Raw genomic sequence first — 19,618 nt, 5'->3', positions numbered from 1 at the left:
CGAGAATCTAGGCGGGGAATCTCAGAGCGCTCTGAATTCCGGTGGATAGCTTCCGGGCCATGGCGCACGACTACCTGATCATCGGAGCGGGGCCCGCGGGACTACAGCTCGCCGCCTCCCTGGAGCGTGACGGTGCGGACTACGTCGTCCTGGAGCGCGGCAGCGTTCCGGGCGCGTTCTTCACGCGCTTTCCCCGGCATCGCCAACTGATCTCGATCAACAAGGTGCACACCGGCTACGACGATCCCGAGCTACGGCTCCGCATGGACTGGAACTCCCTGCTGAGCGACGACCCTGAGTTGCTCTTCACCCGGTACAGCCCGCGATACTTTCCGAAGGCCGACGACCTGGTCCGCTATCTGGCGGACTACGCGGCCCGTACCGGGGTGCGGGTGCGCTACGACACCACGGTGACGCGGATTTCCCGCGGCGGCGGTGACGGCGGCCCCGCGGGTGGCAGTGGTGACGGCGACTCCGCGGCTGGCGGTGGTGACGGTGCGGGATTCGCCGTCACGGATCACACCGGCACGGTGTGGCACGCCAAGCGGGTCGTGGTCGCCACCGGGGTGTCCCGGCCGAACGTGCCGACCGTCCCGGGCGTCGAACTGGCCGAGCGTTACGACACGTTCGACCCGGACCCGGAGTCCTTCACCGATCAGCGCGTGCTGATCATCGGGCGGGGCAACTCCGCGTTCGAGACGGCCGACAGCCTCATGGAGACCGCGGCGGTCATCCACCTCGTCGGATCGGGTTCCCTGCGGCTGGCGTGGAAGTCGCACTACGTGGGGCATCTGCGCGCGGTCAACAACAACTTCCTCGACAGCTACCAGCTGAAGTCGCAGAACGCCCTCCTGGACGGCCGGGTGCTGGAGATCCGCCGGGAGGGGGACGGCTTCTGCGTGCCGGTCTCGTTCGAGCGGGTCGACGAGGTGGTCAAGGACCTCCACTACGACCGGGTGATCGTCGCCACCGGTTTCCGGTTCGACGCCTCGGTCTTCGACGTCACCTGTGTCCCCGAACTGATCGTCGACGGCCGCTTCCCCGCCCTCACCCCGGTCGGGGAGTCGGTCAACGTGCCCGGCCTGTACTTCGCCGGGACGCTGACCCAGGGCCCCGACTTCAAGAAGTCCACCACCGGCTTCATCCACGGTTTCCGGTACGCGGTCCGCGCCCTGCACCGCGTACTGCGCTCACGCCACCACGGCGAGGCCTGGCCGGTGACGGAGCTGGGCGAAGCCGCCGAGCGGGCCGCCGACGCGGTCGTCGCCCGCGTCAACCGGTCCTCCGCGCTGTGGCAGCAGTTCGCCGTCCTGGGCGACCTGCTGCTCGTCGACCCGGACGGCACCCTGCGGTACGCGGAGGAGGTCCCGGTCCGCCATGTGCCCGACGCCGTGGACGCGGGGGACTTCGGGCCGGTGGACGCCCACGCGGTGATCACCCTGGAGTACGGGGCCGACCACGACCGGGTGGACCCCTTCGACGTCACCGCGGCGCGCAAGTCGCAGCAGGACACGGGCGGTCTCGACGGCCGGTACCTGCATCCGGTCGTCCGCTGGTACCGGGCCGGTGAGTTCGTCGCCGAGCACCACATGACGGAGAACCTGGAGAACGAGTGGGACAGCGAGGAGTTCCACCGCGCACCCCTGCTCGCCTTCCTCGCCGACCGCCTCGCCGCCGTCGCCCCGGTGACACCGTGACCCTGCGCGCGCTGCACGACGCGGCACGCAGGACACTGGACCCCGTCCACTACGACTACGTGGCGGGCGGGGCCGGCGAGGAACGCGTCCTGTCCGCCAACGAGGCGGCCTTCGACCGGTATCTGCTGCTGCCGCGGACCCTGCGCGGCAACGAGCCGAGGGACACCACCGCCCGGCTGCCGGGTGCTGGGCGGGCGGCCGCACCCGTGTTCGTCGCGCCCACCGCCTTTCACCGGCTGATGCATCCGGACGGCGAGGACGCCACGGCCCGTGCCGCAGCGGCCGAAGGAGCCGTCCTGGTGACAGGTACGGCCGCGACCACGGCCGTCGACGCCGTCGTCGCCGCGGCCCGCGAGGCGGCCCCGGACCCGGCGGTGTGGTTCCAGCTGTACCTGCACCCCCGCCCGGAGGTCACCGAAGCGCTCGTACGGCGCGCCGAACAGGCGGGCTGCACGGCCCTGGTGGTCACCGTCGACTCGGCGGTGTTCGGCCGCCACACCAGGGATCTGCGCAACGGCTTCACCGATCTGCCGCCGGGCCACGCCGCGGAGAACATGCGCGATCTGCCCGGCGCCCCGCCCGGCACCCTCACGGACATCCCCATGTCGGCGGCCCCGACCTGGCGGGACTTCGGCGAGCTGGCGCGCACGACCACGCTCCCCGTACTGGTCAAGGGGATCCTGCACCCGGCGGACGCGCGGCTGGCCGTCGAGCACGGCGCGAGCGGGGTGATCGTCTCCAATCACGGGGGCCGCCAGTGCGACGCCGTCCCGGCCGCCCTGGACTGCCTGCCGGCGGTCGTCGACGCCGTCGCGGACCGGACACCCGTGCTCATGGACGGGGGAGTGCGCCGCGGCAGTGACATCGCCGTCGCCCTGGCGCTGGGCGCGACGGCCGTCGGAGTGGGACGCCCGGTGATGTGGGGCCTCGCCGCCGAGGGAGAGGCCGGGGTCCGCGCGGTGCTGGCGACGCTGCGCGACGAGTACGACCACACGCTCGCGCTGTGCGGAGGGCGCCGCAACGCCGATCTGACCAGGGACATGGTCGTCCGCAGGGGAGAGACGCGGTGAGGAGCGGTACGAAGCCGGCCACGGCGGACACCTGGTGGCTGCCGCGCGGGGTGGTGGCACTGCGCGGCCGCATCTTCGAGAAGGCCAACGGCGACCGCGCGGTGACCCTGCCCAGCGCCGTCCACGGGCCGGAGGTGTTCGAACGCGTCTACGCGCACCCGGCGGCGAACGGACGCAGCGCCGGGGCAGGCCTGTCCGACCTGTTCTGGTACTGGCTGTCCCCGGGACCCGAGGTGCACCAGGAACACCTGGAACCCGGCGAGCGGTACGAGGACGTGGCCGCGACGACCCGGCGGATGCTGGCCGGAACCTCGGACGACCTCATGGCGGCGGCCACGCGCACCATCGCCCGGACCCTGGACACGGTCCCGGAGGATCGCGTCAGCCTCGTGCGCCTGCGGAATCTGGTGATGCCCGCCTGGGCCGGGTTCTGCTACGAGCTGGTGTTCAAGGAGCCGTGCCCGCCGCACGCCCGGGACCTGATCACCGCACACGCCGACGACGTGATCAGCGCGCTGAAGTGCACCGGACTGCGCCACCCGAAGCGCCGGGCCCGGCTGACGGAGTACCTGCGCGCGAAGGTCGCGGCCGGCGAGGTGCCGTATCCGCTGCCGGAGACGCTGTCGCCGGCGGAGCAGGTGCACTACCTGCAAGGGACGATGTTCAACACGGCCGTCGTGCAGCTGTCGGAGGCGACCGCACACGTCCTGCTCGCCCTGGCCCGCCACCCCGACGTGCAGCAGCGCGTCCTGGACGACGGCACCGAGGACGACCGGTACCTCACACGGGTGCTCGACGAGACGATGCGGCTGTACCCGCTGTTCGGCATCGCGCACCGCATCACCACGGGCGAGATACCGCTCGACGAGCACACCGTGCTGCCGCCCGGCACGGTGGTGTGCTTCAGCTACCCCGGCTACCACGCCACCGGCTACGACCGGCCCGACGAGTTCGACCCGGACCGCTGGGCCGGCCTGTCGGCGAAGGACGCCCACCACATCCCGTACGGCGTGGCGGCGAACCGGCCCTGCCCGGCCTGGCGGCTGTCCCCGCTGGTGCTGCGTGCCGCGGTACGGGAGGTGCTGCGCCGGTTCCGGCTGGACTCGACCGCCCCGCACACCCGGTCGATCCCGCACCGCGCCCCCTGTCTGCTCATCCCCCGCGGCCTCTCTCCCCAGCCGCGCCGGCTCGCCGCCCTGCGCCGTTTCGTACGGACGCGGAACGCGGTGGAGGACGTCACCCGCGGCGTCCGGCAACTGGTGCTGGGCACGGTCATGGTGCTGCACGCCCGCCGCCGGCGACTCGCGGGCCGCTACTTCGAAGAGCATCCGCCCGGCGGCTGCCCGGCCGACCGAGACCGTGGCCCCGGGCCCTCGCCGCACGTCCCCGCTCGTAGCTGACCACCACAGGAGCCCGCCGTGTCCACGACCTTCCTGGCAGCCACCACCGACAAGAACCTCGAACTGGTCCTGCGGGTCCTGCCCGCCATCGTGATCATCCTCGCCGCGTCCGCCGTCTGCGGCCGCCTCGCCCTGTGGGTGAAGCAGCCACGCGTGCTCGGCGAGATGGTGGCCGGCGTCCTGCTGGGCCCCACCCTCTTCGGTGCCCTCTTCCCCGAGGCCCAGAAAGCCGTCTTCACCGCAGAGGTGAAACCCATCCTGTACGTGCTGAGCACCCTCGGCCTGACCCTCTTCATGTTCCTGGTCGGTGTCGGCCTCGACCACACGGCGGGAAGCGGCAGGAAGGACACCAGGAACGCGGCCGTGCTGGCGGTGTCCGGCATCATCCCCTCGCTGCTTCTGGGTGCCGCGACGGGCTATCTGCTCCACGACCGCCTCTCCAACCCCGACGTCTCCTCTTTCGAGTTCGCCCTCTTCCTCGGCGGCGCCCTGTCGATCACCGCCTTCCCGATGCTCGCCCGCATCCTGTACGAGCGCGGACTGGAGAACTCGCCGCTCGGCCGCATGACCCTCCTGGGCGCCTCCGTCGACGACGCGGCGGCCTGGTGCTTCCTCGCCGTGCTGTCCGCCATGCACACCGGCGCCGGCCTGCCGCACGCCCTGCGCACCATCGGTCTCACCATCGTCTTCACCGTCGTGATGCTCACCGTCGTGGCGCGGCTGCTGCGTCCGATGGGTGAACGGGTCGAGCGCACCGGCCTGTTCGGCTTCGACCAGATGTACGTCGTCGTCGGCGTCGTGCTGCTCGCCGGCTATTTCACCGACTGGATCGGCATCTACTCGGTCTTCGGAGGCTTCGTCGCCGGACTGGCCATGCCCAGGAACGAGGCTTTCCGCCAGGCGCTGCACAGCCGCATGATGGACCTCGTCTGTGTGCTGCTCCTGCCCGTCTTCTTCACCTTCTCCGGCCTCAACACCGAACTGGGCGGAGTCACCGGCTGGGCCATGCTGGGAATGTTCCTGCTGATCCTCGCGGCCGGGTTCACCGGCAAGTACTTCGGGTGTGCCTTCGCCATGCGCGGCATCGGTTTCAGCTGGCGTGAGTCGTGGGCGGTGGGCGCCCTGATGAACGCCCGCGGCCTGATGATCCTCATCTTCATCAACATCGGCCTCGCCCAGGGCATGATCAACAAGGACGTCTTCTCCATGCTCGTCCTGGTGGCGGTGCTCACCACCGCGGGCGCCGTCCCGCTGTACCGGCTGGCCCTGCCCGAGCGCATCGAACGCTGTATGTCCCCGGCGGAGGGCACCGCCGACACGGAGGCTCCCCCCTCGGCCTCGACCGGGGCGGGTTCCGTGCACGCCTGATCCGCCGACGCCGGGGCAGCGACGACCGCAAGCGCCGGCCGGCAATCTCAGAGCCTTCTGATCTGACGGCACTAACGTCCCGCCCATGGTGCGCGATTACCTGATCATCGGGGCCGGACCGGCCGGACTTCAGCTCGCCGCTCTCCTGGAACGTGCCGGACGGGACTACGTCGTCCTGGAGCGCGGAGACGGCCCTGGCACGTTCTTCACCAGGTTCCCCCGACATCGACAGCTGATATCGATCAACAAGGTGAACACCGGCTACACCGACCCCGAACTCAGCCTCCGGATGGACTGGAACTCGCTCCTCAGCGACGACCCGGAGCTGTTGTTCACCCGGTACAGCGAGGAATACTTCCCCCAGGCCGACGATTTCGTACGCTACTTGGCCGACTTCGCCGACCGTACCGGCGTCCGGGTCGATTACGGCACGGACGTCGTCCGCGTCTCCCGAGAGGCCGGCGTCTTCACCGTCCGCGACGCCGCCGGCCGCGACTGGCGGGCTCGGCGGCTCGTCGTGGCGACCGGCGTCTCCCGCCTCAACGAGCCGGCCATCCCCGGCATCGAACTCGCCGAACGGTACGACGAGTTCGACACCGACCCGGCCTCCTTCGTCAATCAGCGGGTGCTCGTCGTCGGCAAGGGCAACTCCGCCTTCGAGACCGCTGAGGCCCTCATGGCGAAGGCCGCGGTCATCCACGTCGCCGGACCGCACTCCCTCAAGATGGCGTGGAAGACCCACTTCGTCGGACATCTGCGCGCGGTGAACAACAACTTCCTGGACAGCTACCAGCTCAAGTCGCAGAACGCTGTCCTGGACGGAACCGTGGAGAACATCGAGAAGACGTCCGACGGCGGGTTCCGTGTCACCTTCCGCTATGCCCGTACCGCTGAACGGCTGCGCGAACTGCTCTACGACCGCATCATCCTGTGCGCCGGATTCCGCTTCGACGCCGACGTCTTCGACGAGACCTGCCGCCCCGCCCTCGTCATCGACGGGCGCTTCCCCGAACAGAACTCCGCCTACGAGTCGGTGAACGTACCGGGCCTCCACTTCGCCGGCACGCTCACCCAGCAGCGCGACTTCAAGAGGGGCACCAGCGGCTTCGTCCACGGCTTCCGCTACGGGGTGCGCGCCCTGTACCGCATCCTGGGCGCCCGCCATCACGGCGAGCCCTGGCCCTCCCGTCCGCTCACCGCGGTACCGGAAGCGATCGCCGACGCCGTCGTCGCCCGCGTCAACCGGTCCTCCGCCCTCTGGCAGCAGTTCGGAGTCCTCGGCGACGTCGTCACGGTCGACGCGGACCGGGCCACCTACCAGGAGGAGGTCCCGCTGGAGTACGCCGCCGACGGCGGCCTCGGACCCGCCGCGCACCGGTTCGTCGTCGACCTGGAGTACGGGGCCGACCACGACGGCGTCGATCCGTTCGACGTCACCGTTCCGCGCGTGACCGAGAACGACGTCGAGCACGCCATGGACTCCAGCTATCTGCACCCCGTCGTACGCCACTACCGCGACGGTGTCCTGAGTGCCACGCACCATCTGGCGGAGAACCTGGAGAACGAGTGGGACATCCCGGCGGTCCACCATCAGCCGCTCGCGGCGTTCGTGAAGGCCTGCCTTGACTGAGCAGTTCCCCGGCAGGCTGCTGGACCTCCTCGAAACGGCCGGCCACCGCCCGGTGTTCGAGCACGCCGACCGGACCGTCACCGCGGCCGAACTCATCGGATCGGTGGGCCGCGTGACCCACGGGCTGCGCGCGCACGGCATCGGCCCCGGGGACGGTGTCGCCCTGCTGCTCGGCGTCAGCCCGGAGGCGTTCGCCACGATCATCGCGGCGCACGCGGTCGGCGCCCGCGTGGTGGGGGTACGCCCCGGCCTGACGGCACGCCAGCGACAACACCTGCTCGCGGACACCGCCTTCACGGTCACCGACCGGACGGCTGACACGGACGCCGGCACGGGCACGGGCACGGGCATGGGGATGAGCACCGACACCGACACGGACACGGACCGGCCCGGGAAGGTCCTCGCCCTGAACGACCTGCTGTCGGCACCGCACGACGGCCGCCGGCCACTGCCCCAGGCCCGGCCGGAGGACATCGCCCGGCTCATCCACACCAGCGGCAGCACCGGCGTCCCCAAGGCCTGCGCGCAGACCTACGCGGCGATGACCGAAGCCTGGGCGCTCCGCCCGGAGGCCTGGCCGCCCGCCGTCCGCGCACTCGCCGCACGGCTGGACCGCTTCCTGGTGTTCGGCACCCTGGCGAGCCAGGTGATGCTGGAGTACGGGCTCCTCACCCTCGCCGCCGGCGGCACCCTGGTGACCGCCGGACAGCCGGATCTCCGCGACAGCATCGAGCGGCACCGCGCGACCGCGAGCGTCATCACCGTGGCCCGCCTGCGGAAACTCACGGCAGGTCAGCGCGCGTCACCCGCCGACCTCACCACCCTGCGCGCCCTGATGGTGTCCGGCTCCCCGCTGGAGCCGGGACGGCTTCGCGAGGCCTCCGACGTGCTCGGCCCGGTCGTCTTCCACGGGTACGGGCAGACCGAGACCGGCATGATCTCCATGGCCACCCCCGAGGACGAGCCGGGTTCGCTGGGTGTGCCACCGGTCGACCTGGAGATCCGGGACGCCTCGGGCCGCCCTGTCCCGCCGGGCACCGACGGCGAACTCTTCGTCCGGACCCCGGGACAGAGCGTCGGCTACTGGCGGGAACCCGCCCTCACCGCCGAGGTGTTCGGGGACGGCTGGGTACGCACCCGCGACCTCGGCCGGCTCGACTCCGAAGGCAGGCTGTGGCTCACGGGCAGGGCCCGGGACGTGATCATCGTCAACGCCAACCTCTACTACGCCGGTCCCGTCGAGCGACTGCTCGCCACCCATCCCTCGGTGGCCGAGGCGTACGTCGTCGGCGTCCCCGACGACGACACCGGCGAGGCGGTCCACGCCTTCGTCGTACCTGCCGAGGGCCACCTCCCGGAGCTGCGCGAACTGCGCGCGTGGGTGACCGCGAACCTGGAGGAAGCGAGCGCGCCGACCCGCCTGACCCTCATCGATGAGGCACCGCTCACGCCTGCGGGGAAGCCGGACAAGAGGCGGCTGAGCGCCGGGGGATAGCTGCCTGGGGGGGCGGGGCCACGGCGAGGGCCCCGGTCCGTGGAGGGACCGGGGCCGACGACCACCACTGCTTCGGTTCTTTCAGCGCTGCCTGGTGAGCTCGGGTGCGGCGGGCGGAGCCTCCTCGTGCAGGCCGAAGCGGTCGTGCGCCCGCCGCAGCCGCTCCGGCGCCCACCACGCCCGCCGGCCCAGCAGCGCCATGGTCGCCGGGACGAGCAGCATCCGTACCAGCGTCGCGTCGATCAGCACCGCGAGCGTCAGTCCGAGGCCGATCTGCAGGATGGGGGCGAACCCGCCCGTCATGAAGGCGCCGAAGACGACCGCGAGCAGCAGCGCCGCGCAGCTCACGACCCGGCCGGAGCGGCGCAGTCCGGTGACGACCGCCTCCTGCGCGTCGCCCGTGCGCAGCCAGGTCTCGCGCATCCGGGCCAGGATGAACAGCTCGTAGTCCATGGCGAGTCCGAAGGCGATCGCGATGATCAGCGGAGGTGCCGTCAGGCTGAGCGCGCCGAGTTCCTGCGAGCCCAGCGCCGAGGCCAGATGGCCGTCCTGGAACACCCAGACCACCACACCGAGCGCGGCGCCCAGGCTGAGCAGGGTCGTGAAGATCGTACGCAGCGGGATCAGGACCGAGCCGGTGAACGCGAAGAGCAGGACGAAGATCCCGGCGAGGACGGTGACCGCCGCCCACGGTGCCCGGTCGCCGAGCATCGCCCGGAAGTCCACGAGCCGGGCCGCGACACCGGTGACCTGTACGGGCTCGTCGCCGCGCACGTCCCGTACCCGCTGGACGAGGTCGGTCGCCGCCTTCCCGTCCGCGCTGCCGCTGTGCTGCATGCTCAGCACGGTCGTGCCGCCCGGCAGTTCACGCGACTCGGTACCGGGGGAGAGCGCCTTGATCCGCTCGGCCGTCGCGGTGTCCGTGCCGGGTTTCAGGACCACCGTCACCTTCGAGACGCCGGTGCCGGGCGGGAAGTGCGCCCCGACGGTGTCGTCCAGCTGACGCGCTTCCGTACTCGTCGGCAACTGCTGGGCATCCCCGATATTGATCTTCATGCCGGTGGCGGGCAGGGCCAGTACGAGCAGGGCGGCGACGGACGCGACGGTGACGACGACCGGGCGGCCGGTGGCGAAACGGGCCAGCCGGGCGAAGACGCGCCCCTCCTCCTCGGCCGTCCTGTCCTTCGCGGGGGCGATCTTTCCGCCGAAGCGGGCCAGCAGCGCGGGCAGCAGGGTGAGAGCGGCCAGCATGTCGATGACCACGACGGCGGCCACGGCGAAGCCCATGCTGCGCAGGAAGATGCTGGGGAAGACCAGCAGGCCGGTGAGGCTGACGGCCACGGTCAGACCGGAGAACAGGACCGTGCGGCCGGCGCCGGCCACCGTGCGGTGCACGGCTTCGACGACGTCGTCCGTGGTCCGGCGTTCCTCGCGGAAGCGCACCACCATCAACAGGGCGTAGTCCACGGCGAGTCCGAGGCCGAGCATCGTGGTCACCTGGATCGCGTACACGGAGATGTCGGTGAACTGGCTGAAGCCGAACAGGGCCAGGAACGCGCCCGCGACACCGCTGACCGCGACCACCAGGGGCAGCCCGGCGGCGCGGAAACCGCCGAAGATCAGGAGCAGCAGGACGAGGACGACGGGCAGGGAGATGATCTCCGCGCGGGCCACGTCCTCCTGGGCCCGTTCGCCGAGCTGCTGCCCGAGCAGCGGACCGCCGCTCACGTGGACGTCGGGTGCCCTGATCTGATGGATACGGTCACCGGCGGCGTCGAGGACCGTCTCCTCCGCGTCGTCGTCGAGACCGCCCTTCAGAGTCACCGGGATGACGAGCGCCCGGCCGTCCTCGGCGAGCAGGCCCCGCGTGGTGTACGGATCCGGTACGGCGGCGATGTTCGCGATGTCGCGGAGGTCGGTGACGGCGGCGTCCACCTGGGTGCGCAGTGCGGTGTCCGAGACGGCCGTTCCCGCGACCACGGCGGTGATGGACTCGCCGGCGGGGTCGATGCCGTCTAGGTACTCCGACGCGCGGTCCGACTCCGTGCCGGGGACGTCCGGCACGGAGTCGCTGAGCCGGGCGAAGACGCCTGTGCCGAGGCCGAAGCCGAGCAGCAGGAACAGCAGCCAGAGGGCGATCACGGTCAGGGGGTGGCGTGTCGACGCCCTGGCGATCCTGTGGAGCACGGGGTGCCTCCCGGCGGGTTGGTGGTTTTCCGGTCGCCTCAGGTTCGCCTCGGGCGGTGGGTCGGCGGATCGCCGGGGCGAGGGGTTTCGGCGGCTCCCCCGCACGAGTGAGAACCCGCCCGCGACTCCGCCGCACGGGGGAGCTCCGACCCGGACCACGTCTGCGGCCCGGCGGGGGCGGGCCGCGCAGTTCCCCGCGCCCCTTGAAAGCGGGGCTACCGCCCCCAAACACGAAAGACAGGGGCGCAGCCCCGTCTTTCAGGGGCGCGGGGAACTGCGCGAACGGCCCCCACCGGGCCCGCAGGTGAAGTGCGTCGTGGGGGAGGTCAGTTCGAGCCGGGGGTCACCACTCCCGACTCGTACGCGCAGATGACCGCCTGGACCCGGTCCCGCAGACCCAGCTTGCTGAGCACGTTGCTGACGTGCGTCTTCACCGTGTGCTCGCTGACGAACAGCGTGCGCGCGATCTCCGCGTTGGACAGCCCCCGCGCCAGCAGCCGAAGCGTCTCCTCCTCGCGCGCCGTGAGGACACCGAGCCGCGCCGAGGAAGGCGGCGGCGCCGCCGCCTCCGCCCGCCGCCGCTGGATGATGTCGGCGACCAGCCGCCGCGTCACCGACGGCGCGAGCAGCGAGTCCCCGGCAGCCACCACCCGTACCGCGTGCACCAGGTCGTCCCGCCGCACGTCCTTGAGCAGAAACCCGCTGGCCCCCGCGTACAGCGCCTCGTACACGTACTCGTCGAGGTCGAACGTCGTCAGCATGACCACCCGGCACGCGGACTGCGCGCACACCAGCCTCGCGGCCTCCAGCCCGTCCATCCGGGGCATACGGATGTCGAGCAGCAGCACGTCCGGCGTGTGCCGCTGCACCGCGGCCACCGCCTCCACGCCGTCCCCCGCCTCCGCGACGACGTCGATGTCGGGCTGCGCCTCCAGGATCATGCTGAAGCCGCTGCGGACCAGTTCCTGGTCGTCGGCGACCACCACGCGGATGCTCACCCCGGCGCCACCTGCCGGTCGCCCGCCACGGGCAGGCGTACGACGACCCGGAAACCGCCGTCATGGCCGGGCTCCGTACGGGCGGTGCCCCCGCACGCGGCGGCCCGCTCACGGATGCCGATCAGCCCGTGCCCGCCCGTGCTCCCGTCCTCGCCCCCGCCCGGGGCGGTGTCCGCCGGGCCCCGCCCGTCGTCCGTCACCGTGAGCGTCAACTCGGTCTCCGTCCAGTCCAGTTCGACCCGCGCGCAGGAAGCGTACGCGTGCTTGACGGTGTTGGTCAGGGCCTCCTGGACCACGCGGTACGCGGCGACCTCGGTGTCCCGGTGCAGGGGGCGCGGCTCCCCGGTGCGCCGCAGCTCGACCCGCAGCCCCGTCGTGTCGCCGACCTGCCGGACCAGACCTGCCAGGGCCGCGACCCCCGGCTGCGGCAGCCGGTCCGAACCGCCGTGCGGCGGCTCCTCCTTGAGGACGCCGAGGATCCGCCGCAGCTGGACCATCGCGTCGCGCCCGGCACCGGCGATGGCGTCGAACACTCCCTCCGCGCGCTCGGGGTCGCTGCGCACGACCACGGGCCCGGCCTCGGCCTGCACCACCATCAGGCTCACCGCGTGGGCCAGGACGTCGTGCATGTCCCGGGCGATACCGGCCCGTTCCGTGGCGACGGCCCGCGCGGTGTCGGCGGCCCGTTCGCGTTCCAGGCGGCGGGCCCGGTCCTCCAGCGCCGCCGTGTACGCCCGCTGCAGACGGGACAGCACTCCGAAGCCGTAGGCACTGACGCAGCTCAGCAACTGGAAGGCGTATTCGAAGGGTTGCGCGTCCTCCTTGTGCATCATGGTGAGCGAGACGCCGGCCAGCCAGCCCACCAGCATGAACCGCCGCTGCCAGGGCCGGCCGACGGCGGCCGTCGTGTAGAGGACGACGAGACCGCCGTACATGATGTCCGGCGGTGGTGCGTGGTAGACGGCCATGGCGGGGGTGAACACCGAGACCCCGCAGGCGGCGAGGAACGGCGCCCGGCGCCGCCACACCAGCGGCACCGCCGTACCGGCCCCCAGCAGGAACCCCTGCCAGGTCAGGCGGTCGTCGCCCTCGTCGGGAAACATCCACTGCAGCGACGCGGCGAACAGCACGAGTGCGGCGAGCGCGATGTCGACGACGTACGGGTTGGCCGTGCGCAGGCGGGCGACGGCGGGGGTGATCCAGGGGGAGGCGGACGGGGCGGGCATGGGCGGCTCCTCGGGGAAGGGGCCGTGCCAGTATCGGCGCGGGGCGGGGGCCGCGTCCTCACCGGTGAGAGGGATATTGATCGGCTTCCACCGGGGAGGGGTATCGGCTGCTCTCGCGAGAAACGCGTTCGGTCCTCATCCCCCCGACGGCGACGGCGACGGTTCCGGCTGCCATCCCAGTGCCCGGGAGATCCCGCGCGCGGCGAGCCGTACCGCGGGTATCAACGCCGGTGTCTGCGCGCCCTGTTCGGGCACCACGACCGAGACCGCCGCGCTCACCGGGCCGCCAGGACCGCGCACCGGAGCGGCCACCGACAGGGCGTCCTCCGTGATCTGACGGACACTCACCGCCACACCGGAGCGCCGGACTTCGGCGAGTGCGCGGCGCAGGGCGGCCGGGTCGGTGAGGGTGTGCGGGGTGAAGCCGGCGAGCGGCCCCGCGCAGTACGCCTCCTGGAACGCCGGTTCGCAGTGGGCGAGCAGTGCGAGTCCCACCCCGGTCGCGTGCAGTGGCCAGCGCGCGCCCACCTGGATCTTCACGCCCACGGCCGAACGGCCCGAGATCCACTCGATGTAGACGACCTCGGAGCCGTCGCGCACGGCCAGCTGCACGTTCTCGTGCGTGGCTTCGTAGAGGTCCTCCAGATACGGCAGCGCGATCTGCCGCAACGCGAGCCCGCGCGGGGAGAGCGCGGCGAGCTCCCACAGCCGCAGACCCACGTGGTAGATGCCGTCCGCGTCGCGTTCCAGGGCGCCCCAGTCGCTGAGCGCGCCCACGAGCCGGTGCGCGGTGGTGAGGGAGAGCCCGGCCCGGCGGCTGATGTCCGTGAGGGAGAGCGCCGGGTGTTCGTGGTCGAAGGCGGCGAGCACGGCCAGCAGGCGGTCGGGTGCGGACAGGGAGGTCATGGGCCGCGCCGTTCTACGCGCCGGAGTCGAGCTCGGTCTCGGCGATGCGCCGCAGCAGCGTGTGCAGGATCTCCCGTTCGGCGGGGTCGAGCGGCCCGAGCAGGCCGTCCGTCACCCGCAGCCCCGCCTCGTCGGTGTCGCGCAGGAAGGCACGCCCGTCCCCGGTCAGTACGACGGTCCGGCTGCGGCGGTCGTCGGGGGAGGGGCGGCGTTCGGCGAACCCGAGCCTCTCCAGGTCGTCGACCAGGCCGACGATCGCGCTCGGGTCGTAACCGAGCCGTGAGCTCAGCTCCCGCTGGAGCGCGCCTTCGGTGGTGGCCAGGAAACGCAGCAGTGCGTAGTGCCGCAGCCGCAGCCCCGACTCCTGCAGGAACGAGTTGAACATCTGCCCCGAGCGCAGCCCCATCCGGTACAGCAGGTAGCCCGTGTCCGCGTGCAGTCCGCGCATCCACGGTTCCTGGGCGTCGATCGGCGCGGCATCCGTGAGCGGGGGGTCGGTGACATGCGGCTGGCGGGCGATGGCGGGCTCCCTGGTCGTGGCCCTGAGAGGGGCTCGGTACTGCGTCCGTACGCGACCAGCATGGCGCACAGCCGAGTCGGCAACAACTATTGACGTCAACAATCATTGTCCTTAGCTTCGACCCCGTCACCCCGTCACCCCGTCACCGCTCTTGAAGGGACCCCCTTCGTGTCCAGCATCGATCTCACCGGCAAGGTCGCCGTGGTCACGGGTTCCGGCCGTGGCCTCGGCCTGGCCTACGCGCGGGCCCTCGCCGCCGCAGGCGCCTCCGTGGTCGTCAACGACGTGGACGAGGCCGTCGCCGAACACGCCGTCGAGGCGATCACCGGTGCGGGCGGCACGGCCGTGGCCGAGGTCGTCGCGGTCGGCACCGCCGAGGCCGCGGAGCGCCTGGTGGGCCGCGCGGTCGCGGAGTTCGGCCGCCTCGACGTCCTGGTCACCAACGCGGGCATCCTGCGCGACAAGGTCCTGTGGAAGATGACCGACGACGACTTCGACGCGGTGCTCACCACACACCTGAAGGGCACCTTCACCTGCGCCCGCGCCGCCGCCGTACGGATGCGGGAGCAGGGCGGGGGCGGCACGCTGATCCTGGTCGGCTCACCGGCCGGGCAGCGCGGCAACTTCGGCCAGACCAACTACTCCGCCGCCAAGGCCGGCATCGCCGCCATGGCCCGAACCTGGTCGATGGAGCTGGCCCGCGCGGGCATCACCGTCAACGCGATCGTGCCGGTGGCCGCGACCGCGATGACCGAGACCATCCCGGCCTTCGCCCCCTACATCGAGGCCATGAAACAGGGCGAACCGCTGCCGGACTTCCTGCGCAGGGGCGAGGGCTTCGGCACCCCCGAGGACTGCGCGGCCCTCGTCCCGTTCCTGGCCTCCGAGGCGGCCCGCGGGGTGACCGGCCAGGCCATCGGCATCGGCGGCGACAAGGTCACCCTGTGGTCCCACCCGCAGGAGATCAGGGCCGCGTACGCCGACGGCGGCTGGACCTCCGAGGCGCTCGCCGACGTCTGGCACACCTCGGTCGGCGCCGAACCGCAGACGGTGGGCATCCCCGCCCCCGCCCCCGCGCCCGCAGCCTCACCCGCGCCCAAGGCCGCGGAGGCGTCATGACCCTCCCGATGACGATGAACGTCGACGACCTGGTCGCCATCGACGTCCACACCCACGCCGAGGTCTCCTCCAGGGGCACGTCCTCGCTCGACGACGACCTGCACGCGGCCTCCAGCGCCTATTTCAAGGTCGAGGGCAAGCGGAAGCCGACCCTGGAGGAGACGGCCGCGTACTACCGGGAGCGGAGGATGGCCGCCGTGATCTTCACGGTCGACGCCGAGTCCGCGACCGGCACCGAACCCGTCCCGAACGAGGAGGTCGCCGAGGCCGCCGCCGCCAACCCGGACGTGCTGATCCCGTTCGCCTCCATCGACCCGTTCCGCGGGAAGGCGGGGGTGAAGCGGGCCCGTCGGCTGGTCGAGGAGTACGGGGTGAAGGGCTTCAAGTTCCACCCCAGCATCCAGGGCTTCTTCCCCAACGACCGTTCCGTGGCGTACGCGTTGTACGAGGTCATCGAGGAGACCGGCGCCATCGCCCTCTTCCACACCGGGCAGACCGGCATCGGCGCGGGCGTGCCCGGCGGGGGAGGCATCCGCCTCAAGTACTCCAACCCGCTGCATGTCGACGACGTGGCCGCGGACTTCCCGCACCTGAAGATCATCCTGGCGCATCCGTCCTTCCCCTGGCAGGACGAGGCCCTCGCGGTCGCCACGCACAAGCCGGGCGTCCACATCGACCTCTCCGGCTGGTCACCGAAGTACTTCCCGCCGCAGCTCGTGCAGTACGCGAACACCCTGCTCAAGGACAAGGTGCTGTTCGGCTCCGACTACCCGGTCCTCACCCCGGACCGCTGGCTCGCCGACTTCGCGAAGCTCCCCGTCAAGGACGAGGTCAGGCCGAAGATCCTCAAGGAGAACGCGGCCCGGCTGCTCGGCCTCACCAAGCCATGACCGGACACACCGAGCCATGACCGGACACACCGAGCCATGAACGGCCCGTCAAGCCATGACCGGCCTCACCGGGCCGTGACCGGACACACCGAGCCGTAAGGGGTACGCCATGCGTAACGAGGGACTGGGGTCGTGGCCCGCCCGCCGGGCCCGCAAGACCCCGCACCGCACCGCCCTGATCCACGACGGCACGACACTCACGTACGGCGGCCTGTACGAGCGCACCACCCGCCTCGCCCACGCCCTGCGCGCCCGAGGGGTGCGCCGCGGCGACCGGATCGCCTACCTCGGCCCGAACCACCCCTCCTACCTGGAGACGCTGTTCGCGGCCGGCACGCTCGGCGCGGTCTTCGTCCCGCTCAACACCCGCCTCGCCGGGCCCGAGATCGCCTACCAGCTCGAAGACTCCGGCGCGAAGGTCCTCGTGCACGGGCCGGAGTCCGAGGGGCTGGTCGCCGGCCTGCCGGGCACCTGCGAGGTGCGTACGTACGTCGAAGTGGGCGCCGGCTACGACCAGTTGCTCGCCGCGGCCTCCGAGGAGGCGATCGACGAACCCGTCACCGCCGACGACACCTGCGTCATCATGTACACCTCGGGGACGACGGGCCGGCCCAAGGGCGCGATGCTCACCCACGGCAATCTGACATGGAACGCCGTCAACGTCCTCGTCGACCAGGACCTGATCGCGGACGAACGCGCCCTGGTGTCGGCCCCGTTGTTCCACACGGCGGGTCTGAACATGCTGGCCCTCCCCGTCCTCCTCAAGGGCGGAACCTGTGTCCTGGTCGAGGCGTTCGACCCGGCGGCCACCCTCGATCTGATCGAACGGCACCGGATCACCTTCATGTTCGGCGTGCCCACCATGTTCGAGCAGGTGGCCCGCCGGCCGGGCTGGGCCGACGCCGACCTGTCCTCGCTGCGCATGCTCAGCTGCGGCGGCTCACCCGTGCCGACCCCGCTCATCGCCGCCTACCAGGAGCGCGGCCTCACCTTCCTCCAGGGCTACGGCATGACCGAGGCATCGCCCGGCGTGCTCTTCCTGGACGCCGAGCACGCGGTGACCAAGGCGGGCTCGGCGGGAGTGCCGCACTTCTTCAGCGATGTACGTGTCGTACGGCCCGGCCTCACCCCGGCCGACCTCGCGGACGTCGGCGAGACGGGCGAGATCGTCGTACGCGGTCCCCATGTCATGCCCGGTTACTGGGGATCGCCCGACGAGACCGCGGCCGTGTTCAGCGACGGCTGGTTCCGCAGCGGGGACGCGGCCCGGATCGACGAGGACGGCTATGTGACCGTCGTCGACCGCATCAAGGACATGATCATCTCGGGCGGCGAGAACGTCTATCCCGCCGAGATAGAGGACTGCCTCCTCGCTCACCCCGGTATCGCCGAATGCGCGGTCATCGGCGTGCCCGACGAGAAGTGGGGCGAGGTGCCGCGCGCGGTGGTGGTCGCGCGCGAGGGCGTCGAGCTGGACCCCGACGAGGTCCTCGCGTCCCTCACCGGCCACCTCGCAAAGTACAAGATCCCGAAGTCGGTGGTGCTCGCGGACGAACTCCCGCGGACCGCCTCCGGCAAGTTGCTCAAGTCCCGTGTCCGGCGGCGGTACGGGGTCGACTCCCAGTAGGCGACTTCCAGTAAGCGACTTCCAGTAGAGGAGAGCCATATGACCATCGCGGTGAACGGTGTCGACGAACTCCGGAAGCTCGCCGGGGGTGACCTCGGTACGAGCGAGTGGATCGAGGTGACCCAGGAACGGATCAACACCTTCGCCGATGCCACGGGGGACCACCAGTGGATCCACGTCGACGCGGAGAAGGCCGCGCGGGGGCCGTTCGGGGCGCCGATCGCGCACGGGTACCTCACCCTGTCGCTGTTCATCCCGCTCTTCACCGAACTGCTGGACGTCCGGGGCGTGACCACGAAGGTCAACTACGGGCTGAACAAGGTGCGGTTTCCCTCGCCGGTGAAGGTGGGGGCGCGGATACGGCTTGTCGCGCGGCTTGCGGAGGTCTCCGATGTACCGGGCGGGGTGCAGGTCGCCGTCGACGGCACGATCGAGATCGAAGGGGTGGGGAAGCCGGCGGCGGTGTTGCAGAGCTTGTCCCGGTTCTATGTGTGACGAAGGTGTTCGGTGCGTGGTCGGGTGCGGGTCCGTCGTGGCTGGTCGCGCCGTTCCCCGCGCCCCTGAGAGGCACCCCTAGACGGGTGGTCTCACCGGGACCAGGTCCAAGAGGTGGTCCGCGGATTGTTGGGCCAAGGGGGTCAGGCGGGTGTAGACCGTTCGGAACGTCTTCTCGGCCTGGTCGGCGGGCCAGTTGTCCGGGAGGTGCTTGACCGGCAGGCGCGGGTCCCGGCGGACCACCTGGAGCCACTGCGTCGACAGGCGCAGCCGCAGTGCGAGGGCCTCGTCGGCCGCGGGCTCGGCCGTCTCCCAGTGCTGCCAGCGGCGGACGAACGCCTGGTAGCGCTTGGCAAGTTCGTCCAGTTCCCAGGTCTCCTCGATCATCGCGCCGATGTCCATACCGGCGTCCGCGTGGGCGCGGAAGATCTTCACGTGGGCGGACAGGCCGAGTTCGGCGACGAGTCCGGAGACGTCGGTCTCGCCGGGCGCGATCCACAGCCCGCCGAACAGCGGGCCGAAGCCGTTCCACGTCAACTGCGCGCGTAGATCGTGCCGTTGGCGCTGCCACGACTCGGGCAGTGAGAAGCCGAGCAGGGTCCAGGTGCCGTCCCACCGGCGGTTGACGGCCCCCTCCTCCCAGATCCGCTGCTCGCCGTCCCGCAGCACGGCCTCCGAGCGCTCGGTCAGTCCGAAGTACATCCGGCGCCCCTCGCGCTGCCGCCGCAGCAGATCGCGGCCGACCATCCGCGTCAGGGTGGACCGGGTCGCGTGCTCTCCGACTCCCGCCCGCCCGAAGACATCGATGACGCTCCCCGAATACACGCAGACATCCCGACCGAGCACCTGGTCACCGAGAAAGGACAACATGAGGGACTGGGGCCGCAACGCCTCGTCACTGGTCACCCACCCACGGTACGCCCGCCGATCACAGTCGTTCGCCTTTCAGGGGGGGTGCAGCCCCTTGCCTTCAGGGGCGTGGGGAACTGC

16 protein-coding genes are annotated in these 19,618 nt (G+C 71.3%); 10 read left to right on the top strand and 6 right to left on the bottom strand.

All coding sequences use genetic code 11. The annotated features are described in order from the left end of the window. The first annotated feature begins 59 nt into the window (after positions 1 to 59). The 6 genes from C6Y14_RS30565 to C6Y14_RS30540 all read left to right on the top strand — a co-directional run bounded on the left by C6Y14_RS30565 (position 60) and on the right by C6Y14_RS30540 (position 8,660). Entirely contained in the window at positions 60 to 1,697 is a 1,638-nt protein-coding gene (locus C6Y14_RS30565; protein ID WP_107020087.1) for an NAD(P)-binding domain-containing protein, read from the top strand. Then, positions 1,694 to 2,767 (top strand): alpha-hydroxy acid oxidase, encoded by a 1,074-nt coding sequence (locus C6Y14_RS30560; protein ID WP_107020086.1) that lies wholly within the window; start codon positions 1,694 to 1,696, stop codon positions 2,765 to 2,767. Before C6Y14_RS30565 ends, C6Y14_RS30560 begins: the two co-directional genes overlap by 4 nt. Next, the gene (locus C6Y14_RS30555; RefSeq protein WP_107020085.1) at positions 2,764 to 4,167 is read left to right on the top strand and encodes a cytochrome P450; all 1,404 of its coding nucleotides are present in this window, start codon (positions 2,764 to 2,766) and stop codon (positions 4,165 to 4,167) included. The genes C6Y14_RS30560 and C6Y14_RS30555 overlap by 4 nt, the downstream gene beginning before the upstream one ends. Before the next feature lie 18 nt (positions 4,168 to 4,185). Then, positions 4,186 to 5,535, top strand: a complete 1,350-nt coding sequence (locus tag C6Y14_RS30550) for a cation:proton antiporter (RefSeq protein ID WP_107020084.1) — start codon at positions 4,186 to 4,188, stop codon at positions 5,533 to 5,535. 85 nt (positions 5,536 to 5,620) lie between these two features. Continuing rightward, entirely contained in the window at positions 5,621 to 7,165 is a 1,545-nt protein-coding gene (locus tag C6Y14_RS30545; RefSeq protein WP_107020083.1) for an NAD(P)-binding domain-containing protein, read from the top strand. Beyond that, the gene (locus C6Y14_RS30540; protein ID WP_107020082.1) at positions 7,158 to 8,660 is read left to right on the top strand and encodes a class I adenylate-forming enzyme family protein; all 1,503 of its coding nucleotides are present in this window, start codon (positions 7,158 to 7,160) and stop codon (positions 8,658 to 8,660) included. Before C6Y14_RS30545 ends, C6Y14_RS30540 begins: the two co-directional genes overlap by 8 nt. 81 nt (positions 8,661 to 8,741) lie before the next feature. Here C6Y14_RS30540 and C6Y14_RS30535 read toward each other — a convergent pair whose 3' ends face one another. The 5 genes from C6Y14_RS30535 to C6Y14_RS30515 all read right to left on the bottom strand — a co-directional run bounded on the left by C6Y14_RS30535 (position 8,742) and on the right by C6Y14_RS30515 (position 14,425). Beyond that, positions 8,742 to 10,847 (bottom strand): MMPL family transporter, encoded by a 2,106-nt coding sequence (locus C6Y14_RS30535; RefSeq protein WP_107020081.1) that lies wholly within the window; start codon positions 10,845 to 10,847, stop codon positions 8,742 to 8,744. 326 nt (positions 10,848 to 11,173) lie between these two features. Continuing rightward, positions 11,174 to 11,845 (bottom strand): response regulator, encoded by a 672-nt coding sequence (locus C6Y14_RS30530; protein WP_107020080.1) that lies wholly within the window; start codon positions 11,843 to 11,845, stop codon positions 11,174 to 11,176. Then, positions 11,842 to 13,071, bottom strand: coding sequence for a sensor histidine kinase (locus tag C6Y14_RS30525; protein WP_107020079.1), 1,230 nt, complete (start codon positions 13,069 to 13,071; stop codon positions 11,842 to 11,844). The genes C6Y14_RS30530 and C6Y14_RS30525 overlap by 4 nt, the downstream gene beginning before the upstream one ends. A gap of 135 nt (positions 13,072 to 13,206) precedes the next feature. Then, complete coding sequence (locus C6Y14_RS30520) at positions 13,207 to 13,977, bottom strand: IclR family transcriptional regulator (RefSeq protein WP_107020078.1); 771 nt, start codon at positions 13,975 to 13,977, stop codon at positions 13,207 to 13,209. Positions 13,978 to 13,990: 13 nt separating this feature from the next. Next, positions 13,991 to 14,425, bottom strand: a complete 435-nt coding sequence (locus C6Y14_RS30515) for a MarR family winged helix-turn-helix transcriptional regulator (protein WP_107020077.1) — start codon at positions 14,423 to 14,425, stop codon at positions 13,991 to 13,993. Between the two features lie 240 nt (positions 14,426 to 14,665). Here C6Y14_RS30515 and C6Y14_RS30510 point away from each other — a divergent pair, with 240 nt between their 5' ends. From C6Y14_RS30510 to C6Y14_RS30495, 4 genes are all read left to right on the top strand, one after another. Continuing rightward, positions 14,666 to 15,616: an SDR family oxidoreductase gene (locus C6Y14_RS30510; protein ID WP_107020076.1), complete on the top strand. Its 951-nt coding sequence runs from the start codon at positions 14,666 to 14,668 to the stop codon at positions 15,614 to 15,616. Between the two features lie 14 nt (positions 15,617 to 15,630). Then, the gene (locus C6Y14_RS30505) at positions 15,631 to 16,506 is read left to right on the top strand and encodes an amidohydrolase family protein (RefSeq protein ID WP_107020121.1); all 876 of its coding nucleotides are present in this window, start codon (positions 15,631 to 15,633) and stop codon (positions 16,504 to 16,506) included. A gap of 109 nt (positions 16,507 to 16,615) precedes the next feature. Further along, positions 16,616 to 18,133 carry an o-succinylbenzoate--CoA ligase gene (menE, locus tag C6Y14_RS30500; protein ID WP_107020075.1) on the top strand — a complete coding sequence of 506 codons (1,518 nt, stop codon included), beginning with the start codon at positions 16,616 to 16,618 and terminating at the stop codon, positions 18,131 to 18,133. A gap of 39 nt (positions 18,134 to 18,172) precedes the next feature. Then, positions 18,173 to 18,628: a MaoC family dehydratase gene (locus C6Y14_RS30495; protein ID WP_107020074.1), complete on the top strand. Its 456-nt coding sequence runs from the start codon at positions 18,173 to 18,175 to the stop codon at positions 18,626 to 18,628. Positions 18,629 to 18,706: 78 nt separating this feature from the next. Here the strand turns inward: C6Y14_RS30495 and C6Y14_RS30490 are convergent, their stop codons facing one another. Continuing rightward, the gene (locus C6Y14_RS30490) at positions 18,707 to 19,534 is read right to left on the bottom strand and encodes a PaaX family transcriptional regulator (protein ID WP_225891358.1); all 828 of its coding nucleotides are present in this window, start codon (positions 19,532 to 19,534) and stop codon (positions 18,707 to 18,709) included. Between the last annotated feature and the right edge of the window lie 84 nt (positions 19,535 to 19,618).

This window comes from Streptomyces dioscori (genome assembly GCF_003024195.1).
Classification (GTDB): Bacteria; Actinomycetota; Actinomycetes; order Streptomycetales; family Streptomycetaceae; genus Streptomyces; species Streptomyces dioscori.
Note: the sequence above shows the minus strand (reverse complement) of the source record. Positions and strands in the feature narration are given on the sequence as shown.